Below are 26,191 nucleotides of genomic sequence, written 5' to 3'. Positions count from 1 at the left end.
AGCTTACCTAAAAGCGTTAAGAAGGTGTAACCTATCGCAGGTTGCATCTTTACTTATGTAATGAAAATGTTATAACGTTGTGATGTTTTATCGCGAAATAAATTAGTGATAAAAAGTATCTTACCAAGCAGAGTGCGGAGCGACCCATGTCACTTTTTATTTTATCTCCTCTGGTTTATTTACTTATTGGCATGTTTATGGCGCGTTTTCCTTTTAACATCAAAGGGAAGATTTCTGCGTTTTTGACGAAATTTGTGATTCCATCCGTCATTGTTTACAACATTGCCACATCTAAAAATGACTTATTAGTCATCATGTTCGGGATGATGGCGATGTTGTTCATTCTGTTTTTTCTCAGTCGTGTTTTAGGCGATGATCCTGTTAAACGCTTATGCTTTTTTTATTTGAATATTGCGTGGTTAGGGTTGCCCGTGGGGAGTGCGATCTGGGGAAGTGAAGCCGCGACGATTTTAATCAGTGTGTATATAGGAAGCTCATTATTTTGTAATTCCGCGTGTGTGAGTTTAATGTCGGTTGACATCGCTTGGCGACATCGGATACGTCAAATCATCAAAGCCCCTCCCGTTATTGCGTTATTGATCGGCATCGTCACGTTGCCTTTGGGAGACTGGCTCGAACAACATGTCTATATCGTGTATGAGTGCCTAAAATTTACCATGACCTTTTTAGGTATGATGTTATTGGGGATATGGTTAGCAACGACCAAATTAAAATCGGCAGATTTTAAAGCCGCATGGTTTCTTTTTTTGTTTAGAATGGTAAGTTTGTCTATTTTAATTACCTTATTTATATTGGTTGCAGAGTATTATCAGATTACATTAGTGACACAAAATAAGCCTGTTTTTTATTTGCTGAGTTTTTTACCACCTGCCGCTAATTTAATCATATTGGAAACGTATTACTTAAAAACAGGACAATCTGCCAGTATGATTGCTTGTGGGACAATTATCAGTTTAGCCGCAATCACCGTTTATGTGACAGGGTTACTTATTTGGGGGTAATCATCGTACGAGAGAATCTAGAAAGTGGAATCGCAGGACAAGTGGCGTGAGTTACGAATAAAATGTCGTCAAATTGACCGCACTTTTGGAATTTTAAATACATGCTAATACAGAAAGAAAGGGCAATTTGCCCTTTCGGTTTTATAGTGATGATAAGAAATGATCAATTTCGTTTTTTGCTGAAGCCTGTGCATTTTTAATCGCTTCTGTTCCTAATCCGATGCCTTCTGCATACACAAATTTAACGTCAGTGATACCAATGAAAGCTAACATTGTTTTAAGGTAAGCCGTAACTAAATCGGTCGGTTTATGTTGATGAATGCCACCAAAAGCAACCAGAACAATAGCTTTTTTCCCTGTGACTAAGCCTTCAGGTCCCGATGCAGTATATTGAAACGTCACACGAGGACGAGCAATAAAATCGAAATAACTTTTTAATTGAGTCGGAATACTAAAGTTATACATCGGGGCATTAATTACGAGGAGATCGGCACTCTTCATTTCTTTGACCAATTCATCAGAAAGCGTTAACAACGCCTGTTCTTTTTCTGTACTTGGCGCACCACGTAGTGCATTAGCAGCAACAGCATCAAAATGAGGAAGTGGGTTGGCGGCTAAGTCACGAACATGGACATCAGCAGGCTTAAGTTGAGCCACTAAATAATCAGATAGGTGATTCGTTTGTGAATGCTCTGCGGAAATACTGGATTTTAACACTAAAATATTTTTCATTTTTTCCCTTTTTTATGAATAAGACACAAGAATTAAGTGAGCTGTATTATAAAGCGTGTTTTGATGAAATAAATGCCGCATAAAGAAAAAGATTATCAATAAATCGTTAAAAATAGATGACCTAATTGCACTTTCAATCAAATTAGCTATGATAACCCATCGTTTGTTTTAAGGAGAAAAATATGTGGTCTGAAATTGCGGTAGGTTATGGTGTGTTTGTATTAGAAGTCTTAACCATTTTGTGTGTGATTGCGGGAATAGGGGCGATGATTTTTACATTGAAACAGCAAAAAGCGCAGACACAAGGCGAACTGACGGTTACGGATCTGTCCGAAACCTATCAAGAAAATACAAAAAAATTACATGACTTTCATTTAAGTGAAGACGCGTTAAAAGCGCAGGAAAAAGCAGAAAAAAAAGCAGAGAAAGAAAAGCTCAAAGCAGAAAAAGCAAAACGTAAAAAAGGGGAGCAGATTGATGCTGAGCGCAAACCTCATCTCTATGTTTTAACTTTTCAAGGCGATATGATGGCGTCACAAACTCAGGCACTGCGTGAAGAAATCAGTGCGATTATTGGTGCGGCGAAGCCAGAAGATGAAGTGTTATTGCGCTTAGAAAGCCCTGGTGGTGTTGTGCATGGTTACGGATTAGCCGCATCACAATTACTGCGCTTAAAGCAACAAGGGATTAAATTGACCGTCGCAGTGGATAAAGTTGCTGCAAGTGGGGGATACATGATGGCGTGTGTCGCGGATAAAATTGTCGCTGCACCTTTTGCTATTTTAGGATCCGTTGGCGTAGTGGCTCAAATTCCCAATATTCACCGCTTATTAAAAAAACATGATGTTGATGTAGAGGTCATGACCGCGGGGGAATATAAACGAACCATGACGGTGTTAGGTGAAAATACCGAAAAAGGAAAGCAAAAATTTCAACAAGAATTAGAAGAAACCCATCAACTCTTTAAACAGTTTGTTGAACAGCATCGTCCACAGTTAGACATAGATAAAATTGCGACGGGAGAACATTGGTTTGGTCAACAAGCCTTGACTTTACAGTTAATTGATGACATTTCGACAAGTGATGATCTCATTTTACAGGCGCTCAAGGAAAAAACGGTACTTGCTGTCAAATATTCAGTCAAAAAATCCCTGTTACAAAAAATGGGAAAGCAGGCTGAAGAGAGCACAGATAACCTATTATTACGTTGGCTAAACAGAAATAACAATAGATTACTTTAGCTGACGATCTTTACATTAGTTGACCAAAAGTTATTGAATATTAGTGATTTATTAGTTTACTTTGCCTAGAAGACAACTTAGTATATTAAGTCGAATTTTGAGCAGTTTTAATCTTGTGAATTGCGTATTAAACATCGACAAGGCATAGTAAAATCGCCTTTGTAAGAGTCAGTCTCTTAAGTTAATCGCTGTGATTATGAGGGTGACAATTTTGAATAATGAAAGGAACTAAGGTAAACATATGAAATTATCACGTTTTTTATTAACAGCTGTTGCGGCAACAACATTGGTTGCATGCGGTAACTTAAGTAAAGTGACTGATGAAGGCACATCAGATAATCTTGTTTGGCCAAAAATTGATGAGTCTGTATTTAACCACGATGGAAGTCAATTCGGTTCATGGCCGAACTGGGATAACGTTCGTATGGTTGAACGTGGCATGAACAAAGATCAACTTTATAACCTATTAGGTCGTCCACATTTTGCTGAAGGCTTATATGGCGTACGCGAATGGGACTATGTGTTTAATTACCGTGAAAATGGTGTGCATAAAGTTTGTCAATATAAAGTCTTATTTGATAAAAACATGAATGCACAAAGTTTCTTCTGGTATCCAAATGGTTGTAATGGTACGGCATCATTTAGCTTAAGTGGCGACTTCTTATTTGACTTTAACAAAGATACTATCACAGCTAAAGGTCAAGAAGTTGTTGATAGCGTTGCAACACAATTAAAAGCATCTGGCGCAAAAGAGGTCAAAGTCGCAGGTTATACTGACCGTTTAGGTTCTGAAGCTTATAACTTAAAACTTTCTCAACGTCGTGCAGATCGTGTTAAAGCGCGTTTAATTGCACAAGGCGTGAATGCTAATATTCATGCAGTAGGCTATGGTAAAGCGCATCAAGTAAAAGCCTGTGATGGTGTTCAAGGGGCAGAATTAAGAGATTGTTTACGTCCTAACCGTCGTGTAGAAATTACTGCATCGGGTACCGTTTTAAAACAAGGTGAACACGGTATGGAAGCGGGAACAACAGGTCCAGCACCACTTTATAGAAAATAATCTTATTATTTCAGTTTATAAAAAGGCTCTTTGATAAAGAGCCTTTTGTTTTTTATCTATTACTTATTTACTTATTTACTTATTTACTTATTTACTTATTTACTTATTTACTTATTTACTTATTGAGTAAATCCTGAATAAATTTTTTGGTTAATTCAACGTAATGTTTATGGAAGCGGTGACTAAAATTAAGTAAATAATAGAGTTGATACAAGGGTTTTCTGTCTTGATAACCCGCATCGATTGGATAAGTGCGGTCATAATTTTCATAAAATTGTCTCGGAAATGGTTCAAATAACTCCGTAAATGCTAAATCACACTCTCTATCTCCCCAATAACAAGCAGGGTCATAGGTGACAATCTCATTGTTGACTGTTGCACAATTTTCTATCCATAAATTTCCATGCAATAATGATGGTTGAGGTTTGTGTTTTGCTAATAACTCAGCAACTTTATTTACAATCGCATCAATATCGCCAAAGTTCACTTGTTTTTCACGGCATAACTGCAATTGCCAACCGATCCGTTGCTCACTAAAAAATTTTGCCCAGTTATCATGCCATTCATTTGGTTGATATTCTGGACCCAGCCAAGTATCAAAGTCTAAACCGTAATTTTCTGAACCTTTAATCAAATGTAATTGTGCCAACTGCTGACCAAATGTTGCCATTGCCTCAATGCTATTATCTTTATTAAGTGGAAGCGCTTCGAGCAGTAAAAAACTGTGTGAATGTGAACAACCTACAGTATACGCGGTTGGTACGTTTATTGTATTGGTTTTGGCAAGGAGATGGAGCTGATCTGCTTCTGCACGGAACATTGAGCGGAATGTTTTAGTATTGACTTTCAAAAAGACAGGTTGAATACCATCATCAATAATCCATGCCTCATGCATTTCGCCAGTATGGATTTTTTCTTTATGTTTAATCGAGTAGTACGCCCCGAACTGATCGGCTAATACTTGAGATACATGTTTCCACATAGCGCCCCCTATACTGATGACCTTACATTCTTAGTGTAAAAGATTAGAAGAAAATTACTGTGATTGATATCAAACTTCTTTTATTTTTAATGCCAAATTTAATGTGTTTTTTATTCTTAATCTTACTCCTTACTCCAAATGTGGTTAAAATGTGATCTTGGTTATAAAATTGAAATTCAATTGTTGTGCTTTTGTTAAAATAGTGTAATTTTTATCCGAACCTATTCCTCTCATGTCTCAGGAGAAACCGTTATGTTTGGATATAACCCAACAATTGTCACATTTACAATTTATATTCTTGGTATGCTATTAATCGGTTTTATTGCTTACCGTTACACTAATAACTTATCTGACTACATTTTAGGTGGTCGACGTCTAGGTAGTTTTGTGACTGGCTTATCGGCTGGGGCATCGGATATGTCAGGCTGGCTTTTGATGGGCTTACCTGGTGCCGTATATGCAGCAGGCTTAGTGGAAGGATGGATCGCAATCGGTTTAACGATTGGTGCGTATTTAAACTGGTTGTTTGTTGCAGGAAGATTACGTGTTTATACTGAATTTAATCAGAACGCACTCACGTTACCTGAATATTTTCAGCATCGCTTCAATGATGACACAAAAATCCTCAAAATTGTGTCAGCAACAATTATCCTCTTTTTCTTTGCAATCTATTGTGCGTCAGGTGTCGTCGCAGGTGCACGCCTTTTCGAGAACTTATTTGAAATTCCTTATGAAACAGCATTGTGGTATGGCGCATTAGCCACTATTGCCTATACTTTCATCGGTGGTTTCTTAGCAGTAAGTTGGACTGATACGGTGCAGGCTTCTTTAATGTTGTTTGCGTTATTCCTTACCCCGATTTTCGTCTTAATCCACTTAGGCGGATTTGAAAGCACACATACGGTCATTGTTCAAGCAGGCGAAGCCGCACAACGTGACTTTACTGATCTCTTTACTGGGACCAGTTTGATTGGCTTATTAAGCTTATCTGCTTGGGGCTTAGGTTATTTTGGTCAGCCGCACATTTTAGCGCGTTTTATGAGTGCGAAAGATGCCAAATCATTAGTGAATGCACGTCGCATTAGTATTATGTGGATGATCATCTGTTTATTTGGTGCCGTCGGCGTGGGTTTCTTCGGGCAAGCCTATTTCTTTGCTAATCCTCAGGCGGCTGCCGTTGTTAATGCCAATAATGAACAAGTCTTTATTGAACTAGCTAAATTATTATTCAATCCATGGATTGCAGGTATTTTACTCTCAGCCATTTTAGCGGCAGTAATGAGTACATTAAGTTGCCAATTATTAATTTGCTCAAGCGCAATCACAGAAGATTTTTATAAAGGCATGATTAGACCAAACGCATCACAAGCAGAACTTGTTTGGTTAGGTCGTATCATGGTGTTAGTGATTGCGGTATTAGCCATTTATTTAGCGCAAGATCCAAACAGTAAAGTACTTGGGCTAGTTTCTTATGCTTGGGCAGGCTTTGGTTGTGCATTTGGTCCAGTGGTAATTTTTTCATTATTCTGGAAACGCATGAACATGGCAGGCGCAATGGCAGGAATGTTAACAGGTGCGTTAATGGTAGTGTTCTGGAATGATTTAGTACCAAACAGCGGTATTTATGAAATGATTCCTGGCTTTATTAGTGCAGCTGTCGCGATTGTGGTGGTGTCATTAATCACGCCAGCACCAACAAGCAAAGTCGTTTCGAATTTTGAACAAGCGGAAGCGGCTTATCACGCACAAAAATAATGAGAAAAGGGCGGTGTCTTCGGATACCGCTTTTTCATGTTACTTATTCATTTTACCTTGTGAGAAAACATCATGACTTATCAATTATTACCCAAATTAACATCAATTCGAGAACAACTTAGTCAACATTACCGTACGAATGAAACAGAATTAATGCACAAGCTTTTTTCTGATGCTGAAATCTCTCCCGACCTCCGCTCTAAAATTCAACAACTCGCTAGAAAACTCGTCGAAAACGTTCGTAACTCTCGCCAGCAAGCCAGTGGTGTTGATGCTTTAATGCATGAATTTTCACTTTCTAGTCATGAAGGTGTTGCCCTAATGTGTTTAGCGGAAGCTCTATTGCGTATTCCAGATAAAAGAACGGCAGATAAATTAATTCGTGACAAAATTTCAAAAGGCAACTGGCGCGCTCACATCGGGCAAAGCCCGTCTTTATTTGTGAATGCAGCCGCGTGGGGCTTATTAATCACGGGTAAGCTTGTTTCTTCACATAGTGATCAACAACTTTCTGCGAGTTTAACTAAATTGATCGCCAAAGGTGGTGAGCCTTTAATTCGCAAGGGCGTGGAAGTCGCGATGCGTTTACTTGGTAAACAATTTGTAACGGGCGAAACCATTGAACAAGCCATTAAAAATGGTGAAAAACGTTTTCAACAAGGTTTCCGTTATAGCTATGATATGCTCGGCGAAGCTGCCTTGACCGCAGAAGATGCAGAACGTTATTACCAAGATTATGTAAATTCTATTCATGCCGTAGGACAGCGTTCTCAGGGATTAGGCGTGTATGCGTCATCGGGTGTCTCTATTAAATTGTCTGCGATTCACCCGCGTTATAGCTTATCTCAGCACCAGCGTGTGATCGATGAGCTGTATCCACGTGTAAAACAACTCTTTTTACTCGCTAAACAATATGATATCGGCTTAAATATTGATGCGGAAGAAGCTGATCGTTTAGAGATTTCCTTTGACTTACTTGATCGCTTATTAGCGGATCCTGATTTAGCAAATTTCAATGGTATTGGATTAGTGGTACAGGCTTACCAAAAACGTTGTTATTTTGCGATTGATTACCTCATTGAACAAGCACGTAAACATCAACGTAAAATCATGGTACGTTTAGTGAAAGGGGCGTATTGGGATAGTGAAGTAAAACGCGCACAGACCGATGGCGCAGAGGGATATCCTGTTTTCTCACGTAAAGTACATACTGATGTCTCTTATGTGGCGTGTGCTAAAAAATTATTATCGGCACAAGATGTGATCTATCCACAATTTGCTACCCACAATGCACAATCACTTGCAACCGTGTACTACTTAGCACAAGGTAAACAGTTTGAGTTCCAATGTTTACACGGGATGGGTGAAACGCTTTATGATCAAGTGGTGGGTAAAGATAACCTGAATGTCCAATGTCGTATTTATGCGCCAGTGGGCTCTTATAAAACCCTGTTAGCTTATTTAGTCCGTCGTTTGTTAGAAAATGGTGCAAACAGTTCTTTTGTGAATCATATTGTTGATGACAGCATACCAATTGAAGATTTAATTGTGGATCCTGTACAGAAAGCGAAAGTCACAGAAGGAACAATGCACCCGAAAACACCATTACCGCGTCACATTTTTAACGAAAATCGACTCAACTCAATGGGATATGACTTAACCGATGCAGTGAAGCTCCAACAACTGCAAGAGGCACTGAATGAACAACGTCAAACACAATATTGCGCTTATCCATTAACCGATGCACAGTCCGCACCCGTTGGTAATGCGCGTCAAGTCTTTAATCCTGCTGACCGCAGTATGCTAGTTGGACAAGTTTTTGATGCGACAGAAGCAGATGTAGAACATGCCTTTACGGTTGCCGCGCAATGTCAAACACATTGGGCAAATACCCCCGTGCAAGTGCGGTCAGAAATCTTAGAAAAAATGGCTGATTTAATGGAACAGCATATGCCACAGCTATTTGACTTAGCCGTACGCGAAGCAGGAAAAACCTTAAATAATGCGATTGCTGAAGTACGCGAGGCGGTAGATTTTTGTCGTTATTATGCCAAAGAAGCACGCAACTTAGCCGCAGAAGCAACACCACGTGGCATTGTCGTGGCAATTAGCCCTTGGAACTTCCCACTTGCGATTTTCATCGGTGAGGTCTCTTCTGCATTGGTAACGGGAAATGTCGTAATCGCAAAACCAGCAGAACAAACTTCGTTAATGGCACATTTTGCGGTCACATTGTTCCAGCAAGCAGGTCTCCCCGTTGGCGTATTACAATGCTTATGTGGTGCGGGAAAAGTGATTGGTGAAAAATTAGTGTCTGATCAACGTGTTGACGGTGTTATTTTCACTGGTTCAACGGAAACAGCAAAACGTATCAATAAAAATCTCGCCAAACAAGATAAAGTCGTGCCACTGATTGCTGAAACAGGCGGACAAAATGCCATGATCGTGGACAGTTCCGCTTTAGCAGAACAAGTCGTGTTAGATGTTCTCAATTCTGCTTTTGACTCAGCAGGTCAGCGTTGTTCTGCATTGCGTGTGCTTTATGTACAGAAAGATGTCGCACCAAATATCTTAGCCATGTTAAAAGGTGCCATGGCAGAACTAAAAGTCGGAAATCCACAATCCTTAACAACAGATATTGGTCCTGTGATTGATGAAACTGCGCAAGCGCGTTTATTAAAACATATCGACGAAATGAGTGTTATTGCAAAAGATAAATACCAAGTTCAGATTGCGCCAGAAGTAGCAGAGAAAGGCATTTTTGTACCGCCAACCCTGTTTGAAATTGACAGTATTCGTCATTTGAAACACGAAGTGTTTGGACCAGTCCTACACGTCATTCGATTTGATGCGAAAGATCTTGAGCAGGTCATGGCAGACATTAATTCTACAGGCTTTGGGTTAACGAGTGGGATTCATAGTCGTATTGATGAAACCATTTCTCAATGGTTAAGCACTATTCATGCAGGAAACCTATATGTTAACCGCAATACTGTTGGCGCGGTCGTCGGTGTGCAGCCGTTTGGAGGAATGGGATTGTCAGGCACAGGACCAAAAGCAGGCGGTCCACTTTATTTACAACGTTTAACTCACACACCACACTGGCAGCTGAATGGTGTAGAGAAAAACGAAAAACCAGACTTATCTGAACTGGCGTCAAAAGTGCGTTCTATTTTTGATAAGCCTCAACAAGATGAACTGCTAGAGACTCTCCGTTTCGTTGAAGAACATTCTCCTTTAGGCAGCGTATTTCACATGAAAGGAATTACAGGGGAGGACAACTATCTCTGTTTTGAATCACGTGGTCTTATTGCGATCGGGGACGGTCCGCTACTTGAACAAATGAAAGCCTTAATTGCAGTAGCAGGTGTGGGGGCAAAAGCTGTGATCAGTAAATATTCTCAGCTCGCGGTCTATGAAAAACGCCTTGCACATTATGTAGTCGTTGATGAATTAAGCCATCGAGAAGACGTCAGCCAAATGATTGTCCTTGACCCAATTTCCGTTCAACAAAAAATGCAACATGCAGAACGTAAGGGGGCAATTTTGACTTATGTGGATGATTTATCCTTAGCCTTATCGCTCTTCCCATTAGTGCATGAAAAATCCGTCAGTATTAATACCACTGCCGCAGGTGGAAATGCTAGCTTAATGGCAGAAATGGACTAAGTCGTGAAAACAGATAAAAAAGTGGGGAATTCCCCACTTTTTTATGTTATGACATAAAAAAAACACCGCACTTCATTCCGAAAGTGCGGTGTTTTTTTATAACGTTTTTAATCTTCTAGTTTAGTGCCGTAGAAATAGCTATAACCAAATGGGCTTTGTTTATAGTCTTTCACCCGTGGGCTTAGTGCAGTGTTGGTGATAGAGTGTGCCACTGTGATCCAAGGGGCTTGTTCTTTAGCAATGACTTGGGCTTTTTTGTACAGTTCTGCACGTTCCGCTTGGTTGGATAAGCTAATCGCTTTATTTAATAACGCATCAAATTCGGCATTACTCCAACGAGCATAGTTACTGTTGCCAATATTTTCACTACTTAATAACGGAGATAAAAAGTTGTCTGGATCGCCATTGTCACCTGACCAACCGTATGTCCCTACAGTAAGCTCTCCAGCTTTGGTGCGCTTAATGTAGTCCCCCCATTCATAGCTGACCAGTTTAGTTTTGACTCCTGCTTTTGCCCAGTCATTTTGCATGACTTCTGCCATTCGGCGTGGATTAGGATTCGATGCCCGCACCACAGGTTGTACCCAAATTTCTGTCTCAAACCCGTTTGGATAACCTGCTTCGGCTAAAAGTTGTTTTGCTTTTTCAATATCAAAAGGATAGTCTTGCACGGCATCGTTATAGCTCCAAATTGTTGGCGGTAACACATTTTTTGCCATCACGCCTGCCCCTTGATACACCACATCAATAATTGCTTGTTTATCGGTGGCATAGTTTAGTGCTTGACGCACTTTCACATTATCAAACGGAGCTTTTTCGGTGTTAAACGCAATATAAGCGATATTTAAACCTTCTTTTGACATTAATTGCACTTTCGGGTCTGTTTTCATTTTTGCCAAATCTGCAATATTTGGGAAGTCGATCATATCGCAAGCCCCAGACTGTAATTTGGCATAACGCGTTCCCGCGTCTGGCACAATATCAAAAATTAAACGTTCAATGTCTGCTTTCGGCTTCCAATATTCTGGATTCGCGAAGAAACGAATTTTTTGTTCAAGCTGATAGCCCGCAAAAATAAAAGGTCCTGTGCCAATCGGTGTGGTGTCCACTTTTTCAGGCGTGCCTGCTTTCATCATCTTATCTGCATATTCAGCAGAGTAGATCGAAATAAAATCCATGCCTAAACTGGCTAAAAATGTGGCATCAGGTTTGTTTAAAGTAATTTTAACAGTGTAATCATCCACTTTTTCAACAGATTTCAACAGTTTGGGAAACTTCATCGCATTGAAGTAAGGATAAGTGCCTTTGGATACGGAATGATAAGGGTGGTCTTTATCCAATTGGCGATGGAAAGAGAACATCACATCATCCGCATTAAATTCACGACTAGGTTTGTATTCTTTCGTGCTGTGGAATTTCACCCCTTTACGTAAATGAAACGTATAAGTTAAACCGTCATCACTAATTTGCCAGCTTTCTGCTAATGCAGGTTCAATATCCGTTGAGCCACGTTTAAACTCAACCAAGCGATTATAAACTTGTTGTGAGCTTGCATTATAGGAAATTCCTTCCATCACGAGTGCAGGACTAAAACTACTCGGCGCACGGCTCACGCAGTTAATAAAGGTTTTATTGGCAGCTTGTGCCATATTGATGGCAAATAAGCCTGTTGCCAATAAAGAGAATGTTGTGGTTAATTTCATTGCGCCTCCTCGTCGTGAAAATAGCCTCTCAGTAAATCATCATAGGATTATACTAAAATAAACAGATAGGATAGACAAAAGAACTTCGGGTTTTAATTTATAACGAGTTGCTATAAAAGTGAACGAAAATTATCGTTAAATCATAAAAAATGTGGGATTGCCTGCAATCTTTGTTTGATTTGCTCAAATCTAAATCGCCAAGCAAACTGAAATGTGTTAAAATTTTGGACCGCACTTTTGTCTTATTCAGAGTAGGAATGAGCCTAAAGTGCGGTTTGTTTTTTAAATTTTTCATTGAAACAAGTAACCTCTCGTATGGGTTACCACTGTAAAGGAAACATTATGCCGATTATTACTTTACCTGACGGATCACAGCGTCAGTTTGAACAACCTGTTTCTGTGATGGACGTTGCCGCTAGCATCGGTGCTGGCCTTGCAAAAGCGTGTATTGCTGGACGTGTCAATGGTGAGCGTAAAGACGCGTGTGACGTGATCACCAATGACAGTAGCTTAGAGATTATTACCGCAAAAGATGAAGACGGTTTAGAAATTATTCGTCACTCTTGTGCGCACTTATTGGGGCACGCAATTAAGCAATTATTCCCAAATGTGAAAATGGCGATTGGTCCAACAATCGACAACGGTTTTTATTATGATATCGATTTAGACCGCTCTTTAACGCAAGAAGACTTAGATGCGTTAGAAAAACGTATGCTTGAGTTGGCGAAAACCAATTATGATGTAGTGAAAAAAGTGGTGAGCTGGCAAGAAGCTCGCGATACCTTTGAACAACGTGGTGAGCCATACAAAATGGCAATTTTAGATGAAAATATCGACCGTTGTGACACTCCAGCACTTTATCATCACCAAGAATATATCGATATGTGTCGTGGTCCACACGTACCCAATATGCGTTTCTGTCATCACTTCAAATTAATGAAAGTAGCAGGTGCATACTGGCGTGGTGACAGCAAAAATAAAATGTTACAACGTATCTACGGTACGGCTTGGGCAGATAAAAAACAATTAAGCGAATATTTAACCCGTTTAGAAGAAGCGGCAAAACGTGACCACCGTAAAATTGGTAAAGCATTAGATTTATATCATATGCAAGAAGAAGCACCGGGTATGGTGTTCTGGCACAATGACGGTTGGACGATTTTCCGCGAGCTTGAAACGTTTGTGCGTACCAAATTAAAAGAATACGATTACCAAGAAGTGAAAGGTCCATTTATGATGGATCGCGTACTTTGGGAAAAAACAGGTCACTGGCAAAACTACGGTGATTTAATGTTCACCACACAATCAGAAAACCGTGAATATGCGATCAAACCAATGAACTGTCCAGGTCACGTACAAATTTTCAACCAAGGTTTGAAATCGTATCGTGATTTACCAATTCGTATGGCGGAATTTGGTTCTTGTCACCGTAACGAACCATCAGGTTCATTACACGGTTTAATGCGTGTTCGTGGGTTCACCCAAGATGACGCACACATTTTCTGTACAGAAGATCAAATTGAAAGCGAAGTCACCTCTTGTATCAAGATGGTTTACGACATTTACAGCACATTTGGTTTCCAAAATATCCAAGTGAAATTGTCAACTCGCCCAGAAAAACGTATCGGTGCAGATGACATGTGGGATCGTGCAGAAGCAGGTCTTGCAGCAGCATTAGCGCACAACGGTCTTGAATATGAAATTCAAGAAGGGGAAGGCGCATTCTACGGTCCGAAAATTGAGTTCGCATTACGTGACTGTTTAGATCGTGAATGGCAGTGCGGTACAATTCAGTTAGACTTTGCATTACCAGGTCGCTTAAATGCGTCTTATGTTGCAGAAGATAACGACCGTCGTACACCAGTAATGATTCACCGCGCGATTTTAGGTTCTATCGAGCGTTTCATCGGTATTATCACCGAAGAGTACGCAGGTTTCTTCCCAGCGTGGTTAGCACCAACACAAGCCGTGGTGATGAACATTACCGATTCACAATCTGAATATGTCCAAAAAGTCGTGAAAACTTTATCTGACGCAGGTTTACGCGTGAAATCCGATTTACGTAACGAAAAAATCGGTTTCAAAATCCGCGAACACACCTTACGTCGCGTACCATATATGCTCGTTTGTGGTGATAAAGAAATCGAAGCGGGCAAAGTGGCAGTACGTACCCGTAAAGGTGCAGACCTCGGTACATTCACCATTGAAGAATTTTTAGAGATTCTGAAAAAACAAGTTCGTGCTCGTGAACTGAAATTACTTGGTGAAGAGTAGTTTTAAAGGTCGTAAATAACAAAAGTGCGGTAAAAATTACCGCACTTTTTTATTGTTTGCTTATTAGCTTTTCTATTTCATCAAATGGGCGATGAGCATATAGCCTGCGATGACTAATAAGATGATGCCTAAGAGTTTTCTGGCAACATCAGGATGTAAAATGCCGCGGATTTTCATGGAAAGAAAACTAGTGACAAATGAGCTTAATACGACAATTGCAACCACTGAAAAATTTACATAACCAATTTGCCAGCCGTAATCTAAATGAAATGGTGGGGTTTTAGATAAGTAACCATATAAGCTACCCAGCCCCCCGATCACCATCATATAGTTCGTATAAGGGGCGATTTGATGAGGTCTGACACTGCGAAGTTGTCCAATCAAGGGAGCCATAATTGAACCACCGCCAATGCCTGTCATACCCGCCACCGTACCACCAAATAAACATAACCCAGCACCTTTAAGGTTTTCACTTGTTTCAATGTCTTCTACTTTATTGGTTTTCACTAAAAAGAGTGTTCGAATAGCAAGCAGGGTTAATACACTAATGAATACCACGATAATGAACAAATCAGGTAAATAAAAGCTCGCCTCAAAGCCTAATTGCACGCCAATAATCATACCCACAGACCAAAGTAACATCGCTTTGAAGTTAATTTGGATTTTTTGTTTATAGAAGTAGGTCAAATTAATTAATGCAGAGCCGATCACTATGGTGAGTGAGGTTGCAGCGACCATCTGTAGTGGGAATTCAGGAAATAGGGTATATAAGATAGGCACCATCAGTACACCGCCCCCAATCCCAAATATAGCGGACATCAGATTTGTCATCATGCCGCATATAATAAGGATAGAAATTAACTGCAAACTCATACCATGACTCCATGTTTTTTATTGCATTATGTCTATTATCAGGCAAAACACTTATGATCACGCTCATATCGTGAAAAAATTTTTTAACGCTAATTCAAATCTGTGATCTAACTCACGATAGCTCTATGATGATTATCATAAGTCTTCATTTTCGTCTGTATTATGCTAATCCTGTATCTTTTTAGATGCCTTTATTTTTGGACTCAATATAAGAACAGGAGGACGTTATGTTCATGACCATCGCCAGCTTTCTCGTGGTAACGGGAATTGTGGCATACATTTCGTGGAAAAAAACAAAAGGTGATGATTTAAGCACCTCAAAAGGCTATTTCTTAGCAGGGCGTGGGTTGAGTGGACTCGTAATTGGTTGCTCAATGGTATTAACTTCATTATCAACAGAGCAACTTATTGGGGTCAATGCCGTTTCGTATAAAGGAAATTTCTCCATTATTGCTTGGACAGTACAATCAGTGATCCCATTGTGTTTCTTAGCATTGTATTTGTTACCAAAATACATCAAAAATGGGTATACCACCATTCCAGAATTCTTTGAAAATCGTTTTGACCGTCAAACACGTTTGATCATGTCCGCGCTTTTCTTAGTGTTCTACCTTTTCATCGTGATTCCAACCGCACTTTATACGGGAGCAATCGCATTCAACAAAATCTTTAACTTAGAAACTGTTTTTGGCATTAGCTATGGTCAATCTATTGTTTATACGGTTGTTGCGATTGGTATTGTTGGTGCAATTTATGCGATTTTCGGTGGTTTAAAAGCGGTTGCGGTTTCTGATACAGTGAACGCGGTCATCTTGGTGATCGGTGCGTTATTAGTGCCAATCTTTGCATTAGCGCATTTAGGTGATGGCAGCATTTCTGAAGGTCTTAAAGTGATTACCACAACGCACGTTGAGAAATTTAATGCAATTGGGAGTGCAACAGATGCGGTGCCTTGGCCTGCAATGTTTACAGGTATCTTAATTGTAAACTTCTTCTATTGGACAACGAACCAAGCGATCGTACAACGTGCATTAGGGGCGAGAGACTTAAAAGCAGGTCAAAAAGGGATTCTTTTAGCCGCATTATTCTTATTAACTTTACCTGTAATTCTTAACTTACCAGGCTTATTAAGTTTCCATATTCTTGGGGATGGCTTAAATCCAATTGATACGTCTTACCCAGCATTAGTGAATAAAGTATTACCAACATTCTTACAAGGTTTCTTTATTGCAGCATTATTCGGTGCGATTTTAAGTACATTCAACTCATTCTTAAACTCAGCAGCGACAATCTACTGTAAAGACTTATTACCATCAATTAGTAAAAAACAACGCACAGAACAAGAACTTATCGCTCACGCGAAAAAAGTATCAACCATTATGGCGATCTTAACCATGATCATTGGACCATTATTGATGTTCGGTACAGACGGTATCTTCTTGTTAACTAAACGTTTTGCAGGCTTTGTCAACATTCCAATTGTTGCGTTATTTGCGGTCGGTTTATTTAATAAAACGGTCTCAGGTTTAGCTGCACGTATTGCCTTGTTATTGCATGTTGTTTTATATTTCTGCATTGTTTGGGTATTCCAAGTCAAAGTCAACTTCGTTTACGTCATGGCAGCGCTATTCGTATTCGACGTGGTAGTAATGTTAGTACTCGGTCGATTCTTGAAACGTGAACCGTACGAAGAAAGCAAAGAAAACAAAGACGGCGTAGATTTAACTTATTGGGAACATGCTCGTGTCACCGTAGCGTCATTAGTACTCGGTTTATTGGCATTACACGCATTCTTATCACCAATTGGTTTAGCCTCACCAGAAGGTCAACCAGGCTTAATTTTAGGTATCTATGCCGTGTTACAAGTGATCGTATTATTCGTATTCCGTACGAAAAAATCTGCGATGTAGGTCATCGTAAAGCAGAGGTGTAAATAATGAATATTGTCTATATTCTCTTAGATCAAGTGAGAAAAGATATGCTTGGTGCCTATGGGCACCAAGTGGTAAAAACGCCGAATATTGATCGATTAGCACAAGAGGGGATTCGCTTTAATAATGCGTTTACTCCCGCATCAGTTTGTGGACCAGCAAGAACGTCATTGTTCACAGGGTTAATGCCTTCTACACACGGCATCATTAAAAATGGAGAAAAAGGCGGCACTGGCGAAATTAGCAAACAAGCCCCCAATATTGCGAGATTAGCGGGATATAACAGCTATGTTGTGGGGAAATGGCACGTAGGGACAAAATCGGTACCAGAAGATTACGACATTAAAGGACATAATTTCGATGGTTATGGTTATCCAGGCAGTGGGGTGTATAAAAACTTAGTGTTTAACCAACCGCCAACACATTCTAACCGCTACCACGAATGGCTATTAGAAAAAGGGCACCCAATTCCTGAAGTCAGTCGTGCATATTTTGGTGATAATCCACATTTACGTGTGCAAGAATTATGTGGCTTATTATCAGGTACAAAAGCAGAAACCATCCCTTATTTCATCATTGATGAAGCAAAACGCTATATCAAAGAATCACTTGATGAACATAAACCGTTCTTCACTTGGATTAACTTCTGGGGCCCGCATACACCTTGTATCGTGCCTGAGCCGTATTATTCAATGTACAGCAAGGATGATGTGGTTCTCGATGAAAGTTTCTTCAAGCCGCTCGAGGGTAAACCAGGTCACTTCCGTACTATTTCAAAAATGTGGGGGATGTGGGAAGCGAGCGAAGATCATTGGAAAGAAGTGATCACAAAATTCTGGGGATACATCACCTTAATTGACGATGCAATCGGTGAGTTATTAGCTTACTTAGAAGAACACAATCTCTATGACAAGACGTTCATTGTCGCCACCGCCGATCACGGTGATGCAATGGGCGCACATCGAATGATTGAAAAAGGGGAGTTCATGTTTGACACGACCTACAACATTCCATTGATTGTGAAAGATCCAAAATCTGACCGCGTAAATGAACAAGATGACAATTTAGTTTATTTACACGACTTAACGTCAACCGTGTATGACATCGCAGAACAACCTATTCCAGACGCATTCCAAGGGGAAACCTTGCTGCCAATTACACGTGAAAAACAACACAATGATCGTAAAGGTCTTTTGGCGCAACTTGCAGGACATTTCGTGTATTTTGAACAACGTATGTGGCGTCGTAAAGATTATAAACTCGTCTTTAACGCAACTGACGTATGCGAATTATATGATGTTCGTAACGATCCAGGCGAAATGCATAATCTTTTCTATGACGAACGCTATCGTGACATCAGAAAAGAAATGCTGGAGGAAATGCGCGTCGAAATGAAACGACTGGGTGATCCACTGGAAAATTGGCTTTATCGCATTATTGATGAAGTCTAATCAACAAAAAGGCGGACAACAGTTCGCCTTTATCCCCTATAATAATAAAAAATGGACCGCACAAGCAGAATCAGCGAAGGAAATCAGGCGATGGAAAACCACAATATCCAACCAGAAGACTTAAAATATTGCCAACTGACTCACTTACATCAATTAACCAAAGGCATGACCGTTTATCAGCAAGGGGAAGTCGCACAAGAATTTTATTATATCAAACAAGGACTCGTCGGCTTATATCATACCTTAGACAACGGCAAAGAAAGTTTAGTCCGCTTATATCGTCAAGGCGACTATTTTGGTTTTAGAACCCTATTTGGACTAGGGGACAGCCGTTATCATTGCAATGCCAAAATTCTCATTGAAGCAGAAATTGTGCGCATCAAACCCGAAAATATTGAACAATTTTTCCTACACAACGCGCAACTCAGCAAATCCTTATTACAAACCTTAGCCAATGAATTGCGCGATGCAGAACAACGTCTGGCAAAAAGTGCCTATTTACGCACCTTAGATCGTGTAATTGATAGTCTTTACTTCTTAACCAATAACTTCCCGTATTACAACTGGACCTATCGTGAAATTGCCGAATATGCGGGTTGTGAAACCGAAACTGCCATTCGTATCGCCAAAGAACTCAAACAAAATGGCTTGTTCTCCGAATTATTACCCAACCCCAAAAATAAATAACCTGTGTTTTACACAAACCTTGGAGTGAACAATGGCATTTTTCTCACCAAAACCGCATTTTCATTTAATGGCAAAGCCAAGTAGTTTCCATTGTAATATCCAATGTGAATATTGCTTTTATTTAGAAAAAGAACAGGATTTTGGTCAACAAGCGGCATTTATGTCGCAAGATACCCTCAAAAACTACATAAAAAACTACATTGAATCATACGCAGGCAATCAGGTCGATTTTGCATGGCAAGGGGGAGAACCGACATTATTAGGCTTAGATTTCTTTAAAACTGCGGTCAAATTTCAACAAGAATTAGCAAACGGAAAAACCATCACCAATGCCTTTCAAACCAATGGGATAGCCCTCAATCGCCAATGGGCAGAATTTTTTAAACAACATGATTTTTTAATCGGCTTATCCATCGATGGCTTAAGTGCGGTACATAACCGCTACCGCATTACCAGCACAGGACAACCCACTTACGATCGTGTTGTAAAAGCCCTTGAATTATTAAAAGAATATCAAGTGAACTTCAATACGCTCACTGTGATTAACGATCAAAACTGGCAAAAAGGCAAAGAAACCTACCAAGCGTTAAAAGCGCTGGGCTCAACCTTCATGCAGTTTATCCCCATTGTTGAAAGAGCAGTAGACACGAACATAAAACCAACAACCTCTTTTTCAGTCTCACCAGAAGGCTACGGCATCTTCCTCTTTGATGTCTTCCAAGAATGGATAAAAGAAGATGTCGGACGCATTTTTGTCTTAGAGTTTGACAACTTACTTGGACAATGGCTTGGTTACCCATCGAGCAGCTGCATCCACCAAGCCACTTGTGGTAAATCCTTAATTGTTGAAGCCAATGGTGATGTCTATTCCTGTGACCATTACGTCTACCCAGAACACCGCATCGGCAACCTCAACCAACAAACATTAGTGGAATTAGTCTTATCCCCGCAACAACAGCAATTTGGTTTAGCGAAACAACAATTAACCTCACTTTGCCAACAATGTGAATTTAAATCCATTTGTCACGGCGGCTGCCCAAAACACCGTATTGTTGAAGTGCCTAATAATACATTCAAACATAATTATTTGTGTCAGTCGTATCGTTATTTCTTTAGCCAAACCGCACCGCACATGAAACAAATGCGACAAAAAATTTTAAATGCTCAATAGGATTCAATCATATTCAATGGGAGTCTGCTATGCACATACAACCTATCAAACACATCACACCAGAACTGGAGCTGTCCCGCTATAACCACATCCCCGTCTTAACCCTAAATCACCCCGTGGGACAAGCAAAAATTGCGCTACAAGGCGCACAATTACTACAATGGCAACCACAAGGACAACAAGAAGTATTATGGCTCAGTGAGATTGAACCGTTTGAATTAGGGGTGGCAATTCGAGGCGGCATACCGCTTTGCTATCCATGGTTTGGCAATAAACAACAACCAATTCATGGCACCGCACGTTTAACCTTATGGGCATTGAGCGACTACCACATCACAGCCGAACAAGTGCGGTTAGTTTTTTCCTTATTTAACCAAATCGAACAACTGGAAGCCAAAGTTACCATGACGTTTAACCAAGATTGCCAGATTGAATTTACACATTATGGCAAAGAACCTGCCCAAGTCGCGTTACACACCTATTTTCGCCTCAGCAACATCACACAAATTGACGTCAATCAATTACTCGAGCGCGGATTCAACGCCATCACGCAACAACACGAAGTGTTACCATGCACACGCCGTATCACAGAACACGTAGACTGCGTCTATACCTTGCCAAGCCCACAAACACACCGCAACACCATCAACGATCACGGATTTGCCCGACAACTGATCATCGAACACCAAAACATCAGCAACCTCGTATTATGGAACCCATGGCATCAGCCCATGAGCGCCATGCAACCGACCGATTACCAACAGATGCTATGTTTAGAAAGTGCTCGAATTTCGCACCCATTACAAACAGGTGAACACCTTGCAGTAAAAATACAGTCACGCACACAAGCATAACCGCAACATTGTTTTCGCAGCTTTTTTCAGTTTTTCGAAGCAGGAGAAGACGTTACGTATTGCATAAGTCGCTAAAATCCAGTAGAATCTGGTCCGTTTTTGTTCATTTTTGAACGCAAAATCATCGTTTTCTGCTAAAGCAGAAGCGCGCAAGATAAACCAATAGAGGAATAAGACTATTAAAACCGTAAAAAAAGCACCCGTTGCGAATCGTCCGAATCGTATTAATGATGAAATTCGAGTAAAAGAAGTTCGTTTGATTGATCAAGATGGCGAACAAGCTGGTATTGTATCAATTCAACAAGCGTTAGAAATGGCAGAACACGCTGAATTAGATCTTGTTGAGATTAGTCCAAATGCAGAGCCGCCCGTGTGCCGCATTATGAATTACGGTAAATTCCTGTATGAAAAAGGAAAAGCGGCAAAAGAACAAAAGAAAAAACAAAAAGTCGTACAAGTGAAGGAAATTAAATTCCGTCCAGGAACCGACGAAGGCGACTACCAAGTCAAATTACGCAGCCTCATGCGTTTCTTAGAAGAAGGCGACAAAGCAAAAATTACCGTGCGTTTCCGCGGGCGCGAAATGGCACACCAAGACATCGGTTTAGACGTCTTAGAGCGTGTAAAAAATGACCTTGCAGACATTTCTGTGGTCGAATCGGCACCAGGCAAACTCGAAGGACGCCAAGCCGTCATGGTCCTCGCCCCGAAAAAGAAATAATTTCAGCCAATAATCGCAAAAAACATTTGCCAAAAACAGACGAGTTCTATAAAATTCGTCTGTTTTTCTTTCTGAAAAACCCAAATGAATCAGGCACACTACGCAGCCTGATAAATTGGTCAACAGGTCGTAAAATATTCGCGACCAGAATCGAGAAATAATCAGTGCTAAACAAGTAATATCGCAAGGTATTCGCCTAATTATCAGTGTTTAACAAAACAATGCGGAGTTATTTAACAATGCCTAAAATTAAAACAGTACGTGGTGCGGCGAAGCGTTTCAAGAAAACAGCTTCTGGCGGTTTCAAACGTAAACAATCTCACTTACGTCACATTTTGACTAAAAAGACAACTAAGCGTAAACGTCATTTACGTCATAAATCCATGGTTGCGCAAGCAGACCAAGTTTTAGTAGTAGCGTGCTTACCATACGCCTAACCCGCGTGTTGAGTACTGTCGTACGATTAGTGAAATTTTTAGAAAATAGACAAGAGGAGATTTAATCATGGCTCGTGTAAAACGTGGTGTTATTGCAAGAGCACGCCATAAGAAAGTACTTAAGGCGGCTAAAGGTTATTATGGTGCACGTTCACGTGTTTATCGTGTTGCGTTCCAAGCGGTAATTAAAGCTGGTCAATATGCGTACCGTGACCGTCGTCAACGTAAACGTCAATTCCGTCAATTATGGATTGCACGTATCAACGCTGCAGCGCGTCAAAATGGTTTATCTTACAGCAAATTCATCAACGGCTTGAAAAAAGCGTCAGTGGAAATTGACCGTAAGATCTTGGCAGATATTGCCGTATTCGACAAAGTGGCATTCGCTGCATTAGTTGAAAAAGCAAAATCAGCACTGTAATTTACGCTTAGCGTAAAGATAAATGAGGACGCCATTACGGTGTCCTTTTTTATTTCGCAAGACAGAGCCCCCTAAAGAAGATAACCCCTCTTATCCCCCTCGACTCAACCCCAAATCCCACTCGTTTTATATCCCAAACAGACAGCGTTTTTCTTCATCTAGCATCCATTATTTAACGTTGTTTAACATTGTTTAACATTGTTTAACCCAAGCCTATATTCAACGCCATTCCCGCCCCAAAACCTCGAGTTGTTATCAAAAAATAAACAATCACAACACAAGCAAAATAAAATAATTAGAGAAGAATAAAAAGACAATAATTAATTCTTCATCAATTCAAAATAAAACCAATTAAAAAATTAATCAAAAAGTAAACGGATTATATTTATTTTAAATAATGAATTGATTTATTAATAACCTTGATTAATTTTATTATTGTTTAATAAATATAAATAACTGATTATATTTGAATCATCATTAATAAAACCTAATTTATTAATGATGATTAATTTAATTTATTAAATAGATTAATTTCAATCAATATTTGATTTATTATTAAACATAAGTTTTATTTTTAAACGGGAATGGATTTATATTTATTCATTTAAAACAAAAAACGAAAAAAAATATTGTACTCCACACAAAAATAGATAAAATTTGTTGCGTATTTAGTTGGTACATAGGATATCGTTCAATTAAATATAAAAAGGATTAATTGGATAAATAAAAGTCGTATAAGTGAACCAAGGAGAAAAACTTAATGAATTTATCGAAAATTGCCGCAGGATTAGCGGTATCGTTTGGCTTAGTGAGTAATGTTATTGCGATGGATTCGATGCCTGCAGCTCCAAGTCAAGCAGCTCCAAGTCAAGCAGCTCCATCTCTTTTAGAGAAAAATACTTATTCTAAATCACTATTAGAAAAAGCTAAGGAGAGATTTGATCGACTAAGTAGTGATTTGGATATAGATAAAAGGTTGTCAAGTATATCGTCATCATTAGAACATTCTTCGAATCCATTATTTTTAGAGTTTTCGGATGAAGAAGTTGAGAAATTATTTGATTATTATGGATATGGTGAGGCAATTATACGGTTAGGTAATATGGCAAATGATCCCGAAAAATTTAAACATTATTACCCATTAGTTGTTCTAAACGATGAGATTAATATTAATAAAAATAAGATAGATGATAATTTAGAAGGTATAAAAATTATTGGCGATTCTATAAATAGAGTTGCATCTAATAAAGCTGATATTGATGATCTTATAAAGAACTCAAATAAAATAGAAGAAAATAAAAAGTTAATAGAAGATAATAAATCTATTCTTGATGAGAATACTAAAAATATATCAGAAAATAAAAAATTAATTAATGATAACAAATCAGCAATTGAGGTAATTGGAAAAGATATTGTTGAAAATAATAATAAAATTGCGCTTAATAAAAAAGCAATTGAAACAATGAACAAACAATTATCTTCACGTTTAGATAATTTAAATAAATCGCTTAAAAGCGGTTTAGCAACCCAATCCGCGTTAAATGGTTTATTCCAACCATATAACATCGGTAAAATGAATGTAAGTGCTGCATTAGGTGGCTACAAGTCACACAATGCCCTTGCAGTTGGAGCGGGCTTCCGCTTTAACAAAAATGTCGCCGCGAAAGCTGGAATTTCTTCAAGCTTTGACGGTTCCGCCTTATCTTACAACATGGGAGTAAATTACGAGTTCTAATATTTTTTAACTTAGATTTTTGTTCATTTTGAATCAAAGGCTAATATTTCGGCTTGCTTTAAAAATTAAAGGATGAATTTTTAAAAACTCCACCCTCAATCTATACACCAAGAAATATTAGCTATCATCCGAAAAAGCTATCTTACTTCGTTAAGATAGCTTTCTCTCTATATACCCAACCACATATACATATCGCGCGTTCGCCTTCACCGCTCACAATAACTCATTTTTTAAACCCCAAGATCATCTTTCGCCTCATCTTCATACGCCCTCAGCCCAAAACCTTGACAATACCTAGAGTAATATTAATACATCAATGCCCCGATAATCTTGCGCCTGCTCCTGAATTAACACCAACCGTTTCCAAGTAACAAAATAAATCAGTGGCGAGAAATTAGGCGACATCTCGTTAAATCCCCCTTATTAAATATTACGTCTCGCGAAATTCCCTCTTTTATGAAAGGTTAGAAAGGTTACGTCTAAATGATAAGATAAACTAATCTAATGCCATTGAAATTCGCTAAATCAGGAGCCGCTAATAAGCGATCAAGTAAGTCAAAGGAAATCTCTAAACGATCAGCGTCTTCCGCATCAATATTGAAAGCGTTCATCATTCATCTCGCTTTCCCGCAAACTTTCCCGCAAACTTAACGCATGTCTTCATCACGACCATAAAAACGCAGCATGATTACCATCGTCCACCACGAACCCCTGCCCAATAAAAAAGAGCCACGTTAACCGTAGCTCTTTTCATCATTTAAAATAGAGTAGGGGCAAAATTAAAACTCAAAGTTTACACCCACATTGTATGCCATACCGCCACCACTTGTGCTAGTAGACACACCCGCTTTCGCTGCCACTTTCTCGTTAAAGCGGTAACCCATACCAACAGCAAGCGCAGTACGATCACGATAACCACCCACAGCCGCACTCACGTTAAATTTACCTACGTTATACGGTTGGAATAACCCTGTTAACGCCGCTTGTGTTGCAAGACCTTTTCTAACTTCTTTTTCAAGATTTGTAACACGGTAATCTAATACTGCAATATTGTCTCGGTTGATCGCAATATTATCTCTGTTGATGGCAATATTGTCTCGGTTGATGTCAATATTGTCTCTGTTTATCGCAATATTAGTTTTGTTAATATCAATCGCGGTTTTATTAGTTGCGATATTCGCTGTATTGGTTGCAATATCAGCTTTATTGGTTGCAATATCAGCTTTATTGGTCGCAATGTCTGCTTTGTTGGTTGCAATATCAGCTTTATTGGTCGCAATATCAGCTTTGTTGGTCGCAATGTCTGCTTTGTTGGTCGCAATGTCTGCTTTGTTGGTTGCAATATCAGCTTTGTTGGTCGCAATGTCTGCTTTGTTGGTTGCAATATCAGCTTTGTTGGTTGCAATATCAGCTTTGTTGGTTGCAATATCAGCTTTGTTGGTTGCAATATCAGCTTTGTTGGTTGCAATATC

At 39.4% G+C, this 26,191-nt stretch carries 21 protein-coding genes; 15 read left to right on the top strand and 6 right to left on the bottom strand.

From position 1 onward, the window contains the following. Positions 1-146 precede the first annotated feature (146 nt). On the top strand, positions 147-1,022 hold the full coding sequence (locus tag ACWIT3_RS07000) for an AEC family transporter (RefSeq protein WP_457162037.1): 876 nt from the start codon (positions 147-149) through the stop codon (positions 1,020-1,022). A gap of 141 nt (positions 1,023-1,163) precedes the next feature. On the opposite strand, the gene ACWIT3_RS06995 is transcribed toward ACWIT3_RS07000, so the two are convergent. Then, positions 1,164-1,754: an FMN-dependent NADH-azoreductase gene (locus tag ACWIT3_RS06995; protein WP_457162036.1), complete on the bottom strand. Its 591-nt coding sequence runs from the start codon at positions 1,752-1,754 to the stop codon at positions 1,164-1,166. Positions 1,755-1,936: 182 nt separating this feature from the next. Here ACWIT3_RS06995 and sohB point away from each other — a divergent pair, with 182 nt between their 5' ends. Beyond that, positions 1,937-2,995 (top strand): protease SohB, encoded by a 1,059-nt coding sequence (sohB, locus tag ACWIT3_RS06990; RefSeq protein WP_457162035.1) that lies wholly within the window; start codon positions 1,937-1,939, stop codon positions 2,993-2,995. Between the two features lie 241 nt (positions 2,996-3,236). After that, a complete protein-coding gene (locus ACWIT3_RS06985; protein ID WP_457162034.1) occupies positions 3,237-4,055 on the top strand; it encodes an OmpA family protein in 819 nt (272 codons plus the stop codon). Between the two features lie 115 nt (positions 4,056-4,170). Here ACWIT3_RS06985 and ACWIT3_RS06980 read toward each other — a convergent pair whose 3' ends face one another. Next, positions 4,171-5,037 (bottom strand): fructosamine kinase family protein, encoded by an 867-nt coding sequence (locus tag ACWIT3_RS06980; RefSeq protein WP_457162033.1) that lies wholly within the window; start codon positions 5,035-5,037, stop codon positions 4,171-4,173. 252 nt (positions 5,038-5,289) lie between these two features. Between ACWIT3_RS06980 and putP the strand changes: the two genes are divergently transcribed. Both putP and putA read left to right on the top strand, forming a co-directional pair. Continuing rightward, positions 5,290-6,792 carry a sodium/proline symporter PutP gene (putP, locus tag ACWIT3_RS06975; protein WP_457162032.1) on the top strand — a complete coding sequence of 501 codons (1,503 nt, stop codon included), beginning with the start codon at positions 5,290-5,292 and terminating at the stop codon, positions 6,790-6,792. A 72-nt stretch (positions 6,793-6,864) separates the two neighbouring features. Continuing rightward, positions 6,865-10,461, top strand: coding sequence for a bifunctional proline dehydrogenase/L-glutamate gamma-semialdehyde dehydrogenase PutA (gene putA, locus ACWIT3_RS06970; protein WP_457162031.1), 3,597 nt, complete (start codon positions 6,865-6,867; stop codon positions 10,459-10,461). Between the two features lie 107 nt (positions 10,462-10,568). On the opposite strand, the gene ACWIT3_RS06965 is transcribed toward putA, so the two are convergent. Further along, entirely contained in the window at positions 10,569-12,164 is a 1,596-nt protein-coding gene (locus ACWIT3_RS06965) for an ABC transporter substrate-binding protein (protein WP_457162030.1), read from the bottom strand. Between the two features lie 342 nt (positions 12,165-12,506). Between ACWIT3_RS06965 and thrS the strand changes: the two genes are divergently transcribed. Next, the gene (gene thrS, locus ACWIT3_RS06960) at positions 12,507-14,438 is read left to right on the top strand and encodes a threonine--tRNA ligase (RefSeq protein ID WP_457162029.1); all 1,932 of its coding nucleotides are present in this window, start codon (positions 12,507-12,509) and stop codon (positions 14,436-14,438) included. Positions 14,439-14,510: 72 nt separating this feature from the next. On the opposite strand, the gene ACWIT3_RS06955 is transcribed toward thrS, so the two are convergent. Further along, positions 14,511-15,311, bottom strand: coding sequence for a sulfite exporter TauE/SafE family protein (locus ACWIT3_RS06955; protein ID WP_457162028.1), 801 nt, complete (start codon positions 15,309-15,311; stop codon positions 14,511-14,513). A gap of 227 nt (positions 15,312-15,538) precedes the next feature. On the opposite strand from ACWIT3_RS06955, the gene ACWIT3_RS06950 reads away from it, so the two are divergent. The 9 genes from ACWIT3_RS06950 to ACWIT3_RS06910 all read left to right on the top strand — a co-directional run bounded on the left by ACWIT3_RS06950 (position 15,539) and on the right by ACWIT3_RS06910 (position 24,719). Then, entirely contained in the window at positions 15,539-17,221 is a 1,683-nt protein-coding gene (locus ACWIT3_RS06950; protein ID WP_457162027.1) for a solute:sodium symporter family transporter, read from the top strand. Positions 17,222-17,247: 26 nt separating this feature from the next. After that, positions 17,248-18,693: a sulfatase-like hydrolase/transferase gene (locus ACWIT3_RS06945; protein ID WP_457162026.1), complete on the top strand. Its 1,446-nt coding sequence runs from the start codon at positions 17,248-17,250 to the stop codon at positions 18,691-18,693. A 90-nt stretch (positions 18,694-18,783) separates the two neighbouring features. Beyond that, positions 18,784-19,380, top strand: coding sequence for a Crp/Fnr family transcriptional regulator (locus ACWIT3_RS06940; RefSeq protein ID WP_457162025.1), 597 nt, complete (start codon positions 18,784-18,786; stop codon positions 19,378-19,380). A gap of 31 nt (positions 19,381-19,411) precedes the next feature. Continuing rightward, the gene (locus ACWIT3_RS06935; protein ID WP_457162024.1) at positions 19,412-20,551 is read left to right on the top strand and encodes an anaerobic sulfatase maturase; all 1,140 of its coding nucleotides are present in this window, start codon (positions 19,412-19,414) and stop codon (positions 20,549-20,551) included. A gap of 29 nt (positions 20,552-20,580) precedes the next feature. Next, entirely contained in the window at positions 20,581-21,405 is an 825-nt protein-coding gene (locus ACWIT3_RS06930; RefSeq protein ID WP_457162023.1) for a D-hexose-6-phosphate mutarotase, read from the top strand. A 178-nt stretch (positions 21,406-21,583) separates the two neighbouring features. Further along, positions 21,584-22,126 carry a translation initiation factor IF-3 gene (gene infC / locus ACWIT3_RS06925; protein ID WP_457162119.1) on the top strand — a complete coding sequence of 181 codons (543 nt, stop codon included), beginning with the start codon at positions 21,584-21,586 and terminating at the stop codon, positions 22,124-22,126. Positions 22,127-22,365: 239 nt separating this feature from the next. Beyond that, entirely contained in the window at positions 22,366-22,563 is a 198-nt protein-coding gene (gene rpmI / locus ACWIT3_RS06920; protein WP_032109042.1) for a 50S ribosomal protein L35, read from the top strand. A 67-nt stretch (positions 22,564-22,630) separates the two neighbouring features. Continuing rightward, positions 22,631-22,984 (top strand): 50S ribosomal protein L20, encoded by a 354-nt coding sequence (gene rplT / locus ACWIT3_RS06915; RefSeq protein WP_005596075.1) that lies wholly within the window; start codon positions 22,631-22,633, stop codon positions 22,982-22,984. Between the two features lie 760 nt (positions 22,985-23,744). Beyond that, a complete protein-coding gene (locus ACWIT3_RS06910; protein ID WP_457162022.1) occupies positions 23,745-24,719 on the top strand; it encodes a YadA-like family protein in 975 nt (324 codons plus the stop codon). Positions 24,720-25,198: 479 nt separating this feature from the next. Here ACWIT3_RS06910 and ACWIT3_RS06905 read toward each other — a convergent pair whose 3' ends face one another. Further along, complete coding sequence (locus tag ACWIT3_RS06905; protein ID WP_457162126.1) at positions 25,199-25,333, bottom strand: hypothetical protein; 135 nt, start codon at positions 25,331-25,333, stop codon at positions 25,199-25,201. Between the two features lie 165 nt (positions 25,334-25,498). Further along, positions 25,499-26,191: YadA-like family protein (locus tag ACWIT3_RS06900; RefSeq protein WP_457162021.1), on the bottom strand; the 693-nt coding region annotated here is incomplete at its 5' end.

This window comes from Pasteurella sp. P03HT (assembly GCF_054052285.1).
The sequence above is the reverse complement of the archived record's forward strand: the minus strand, read 5'-3'. Positions and strand labels throughout refer to the sequence as shown.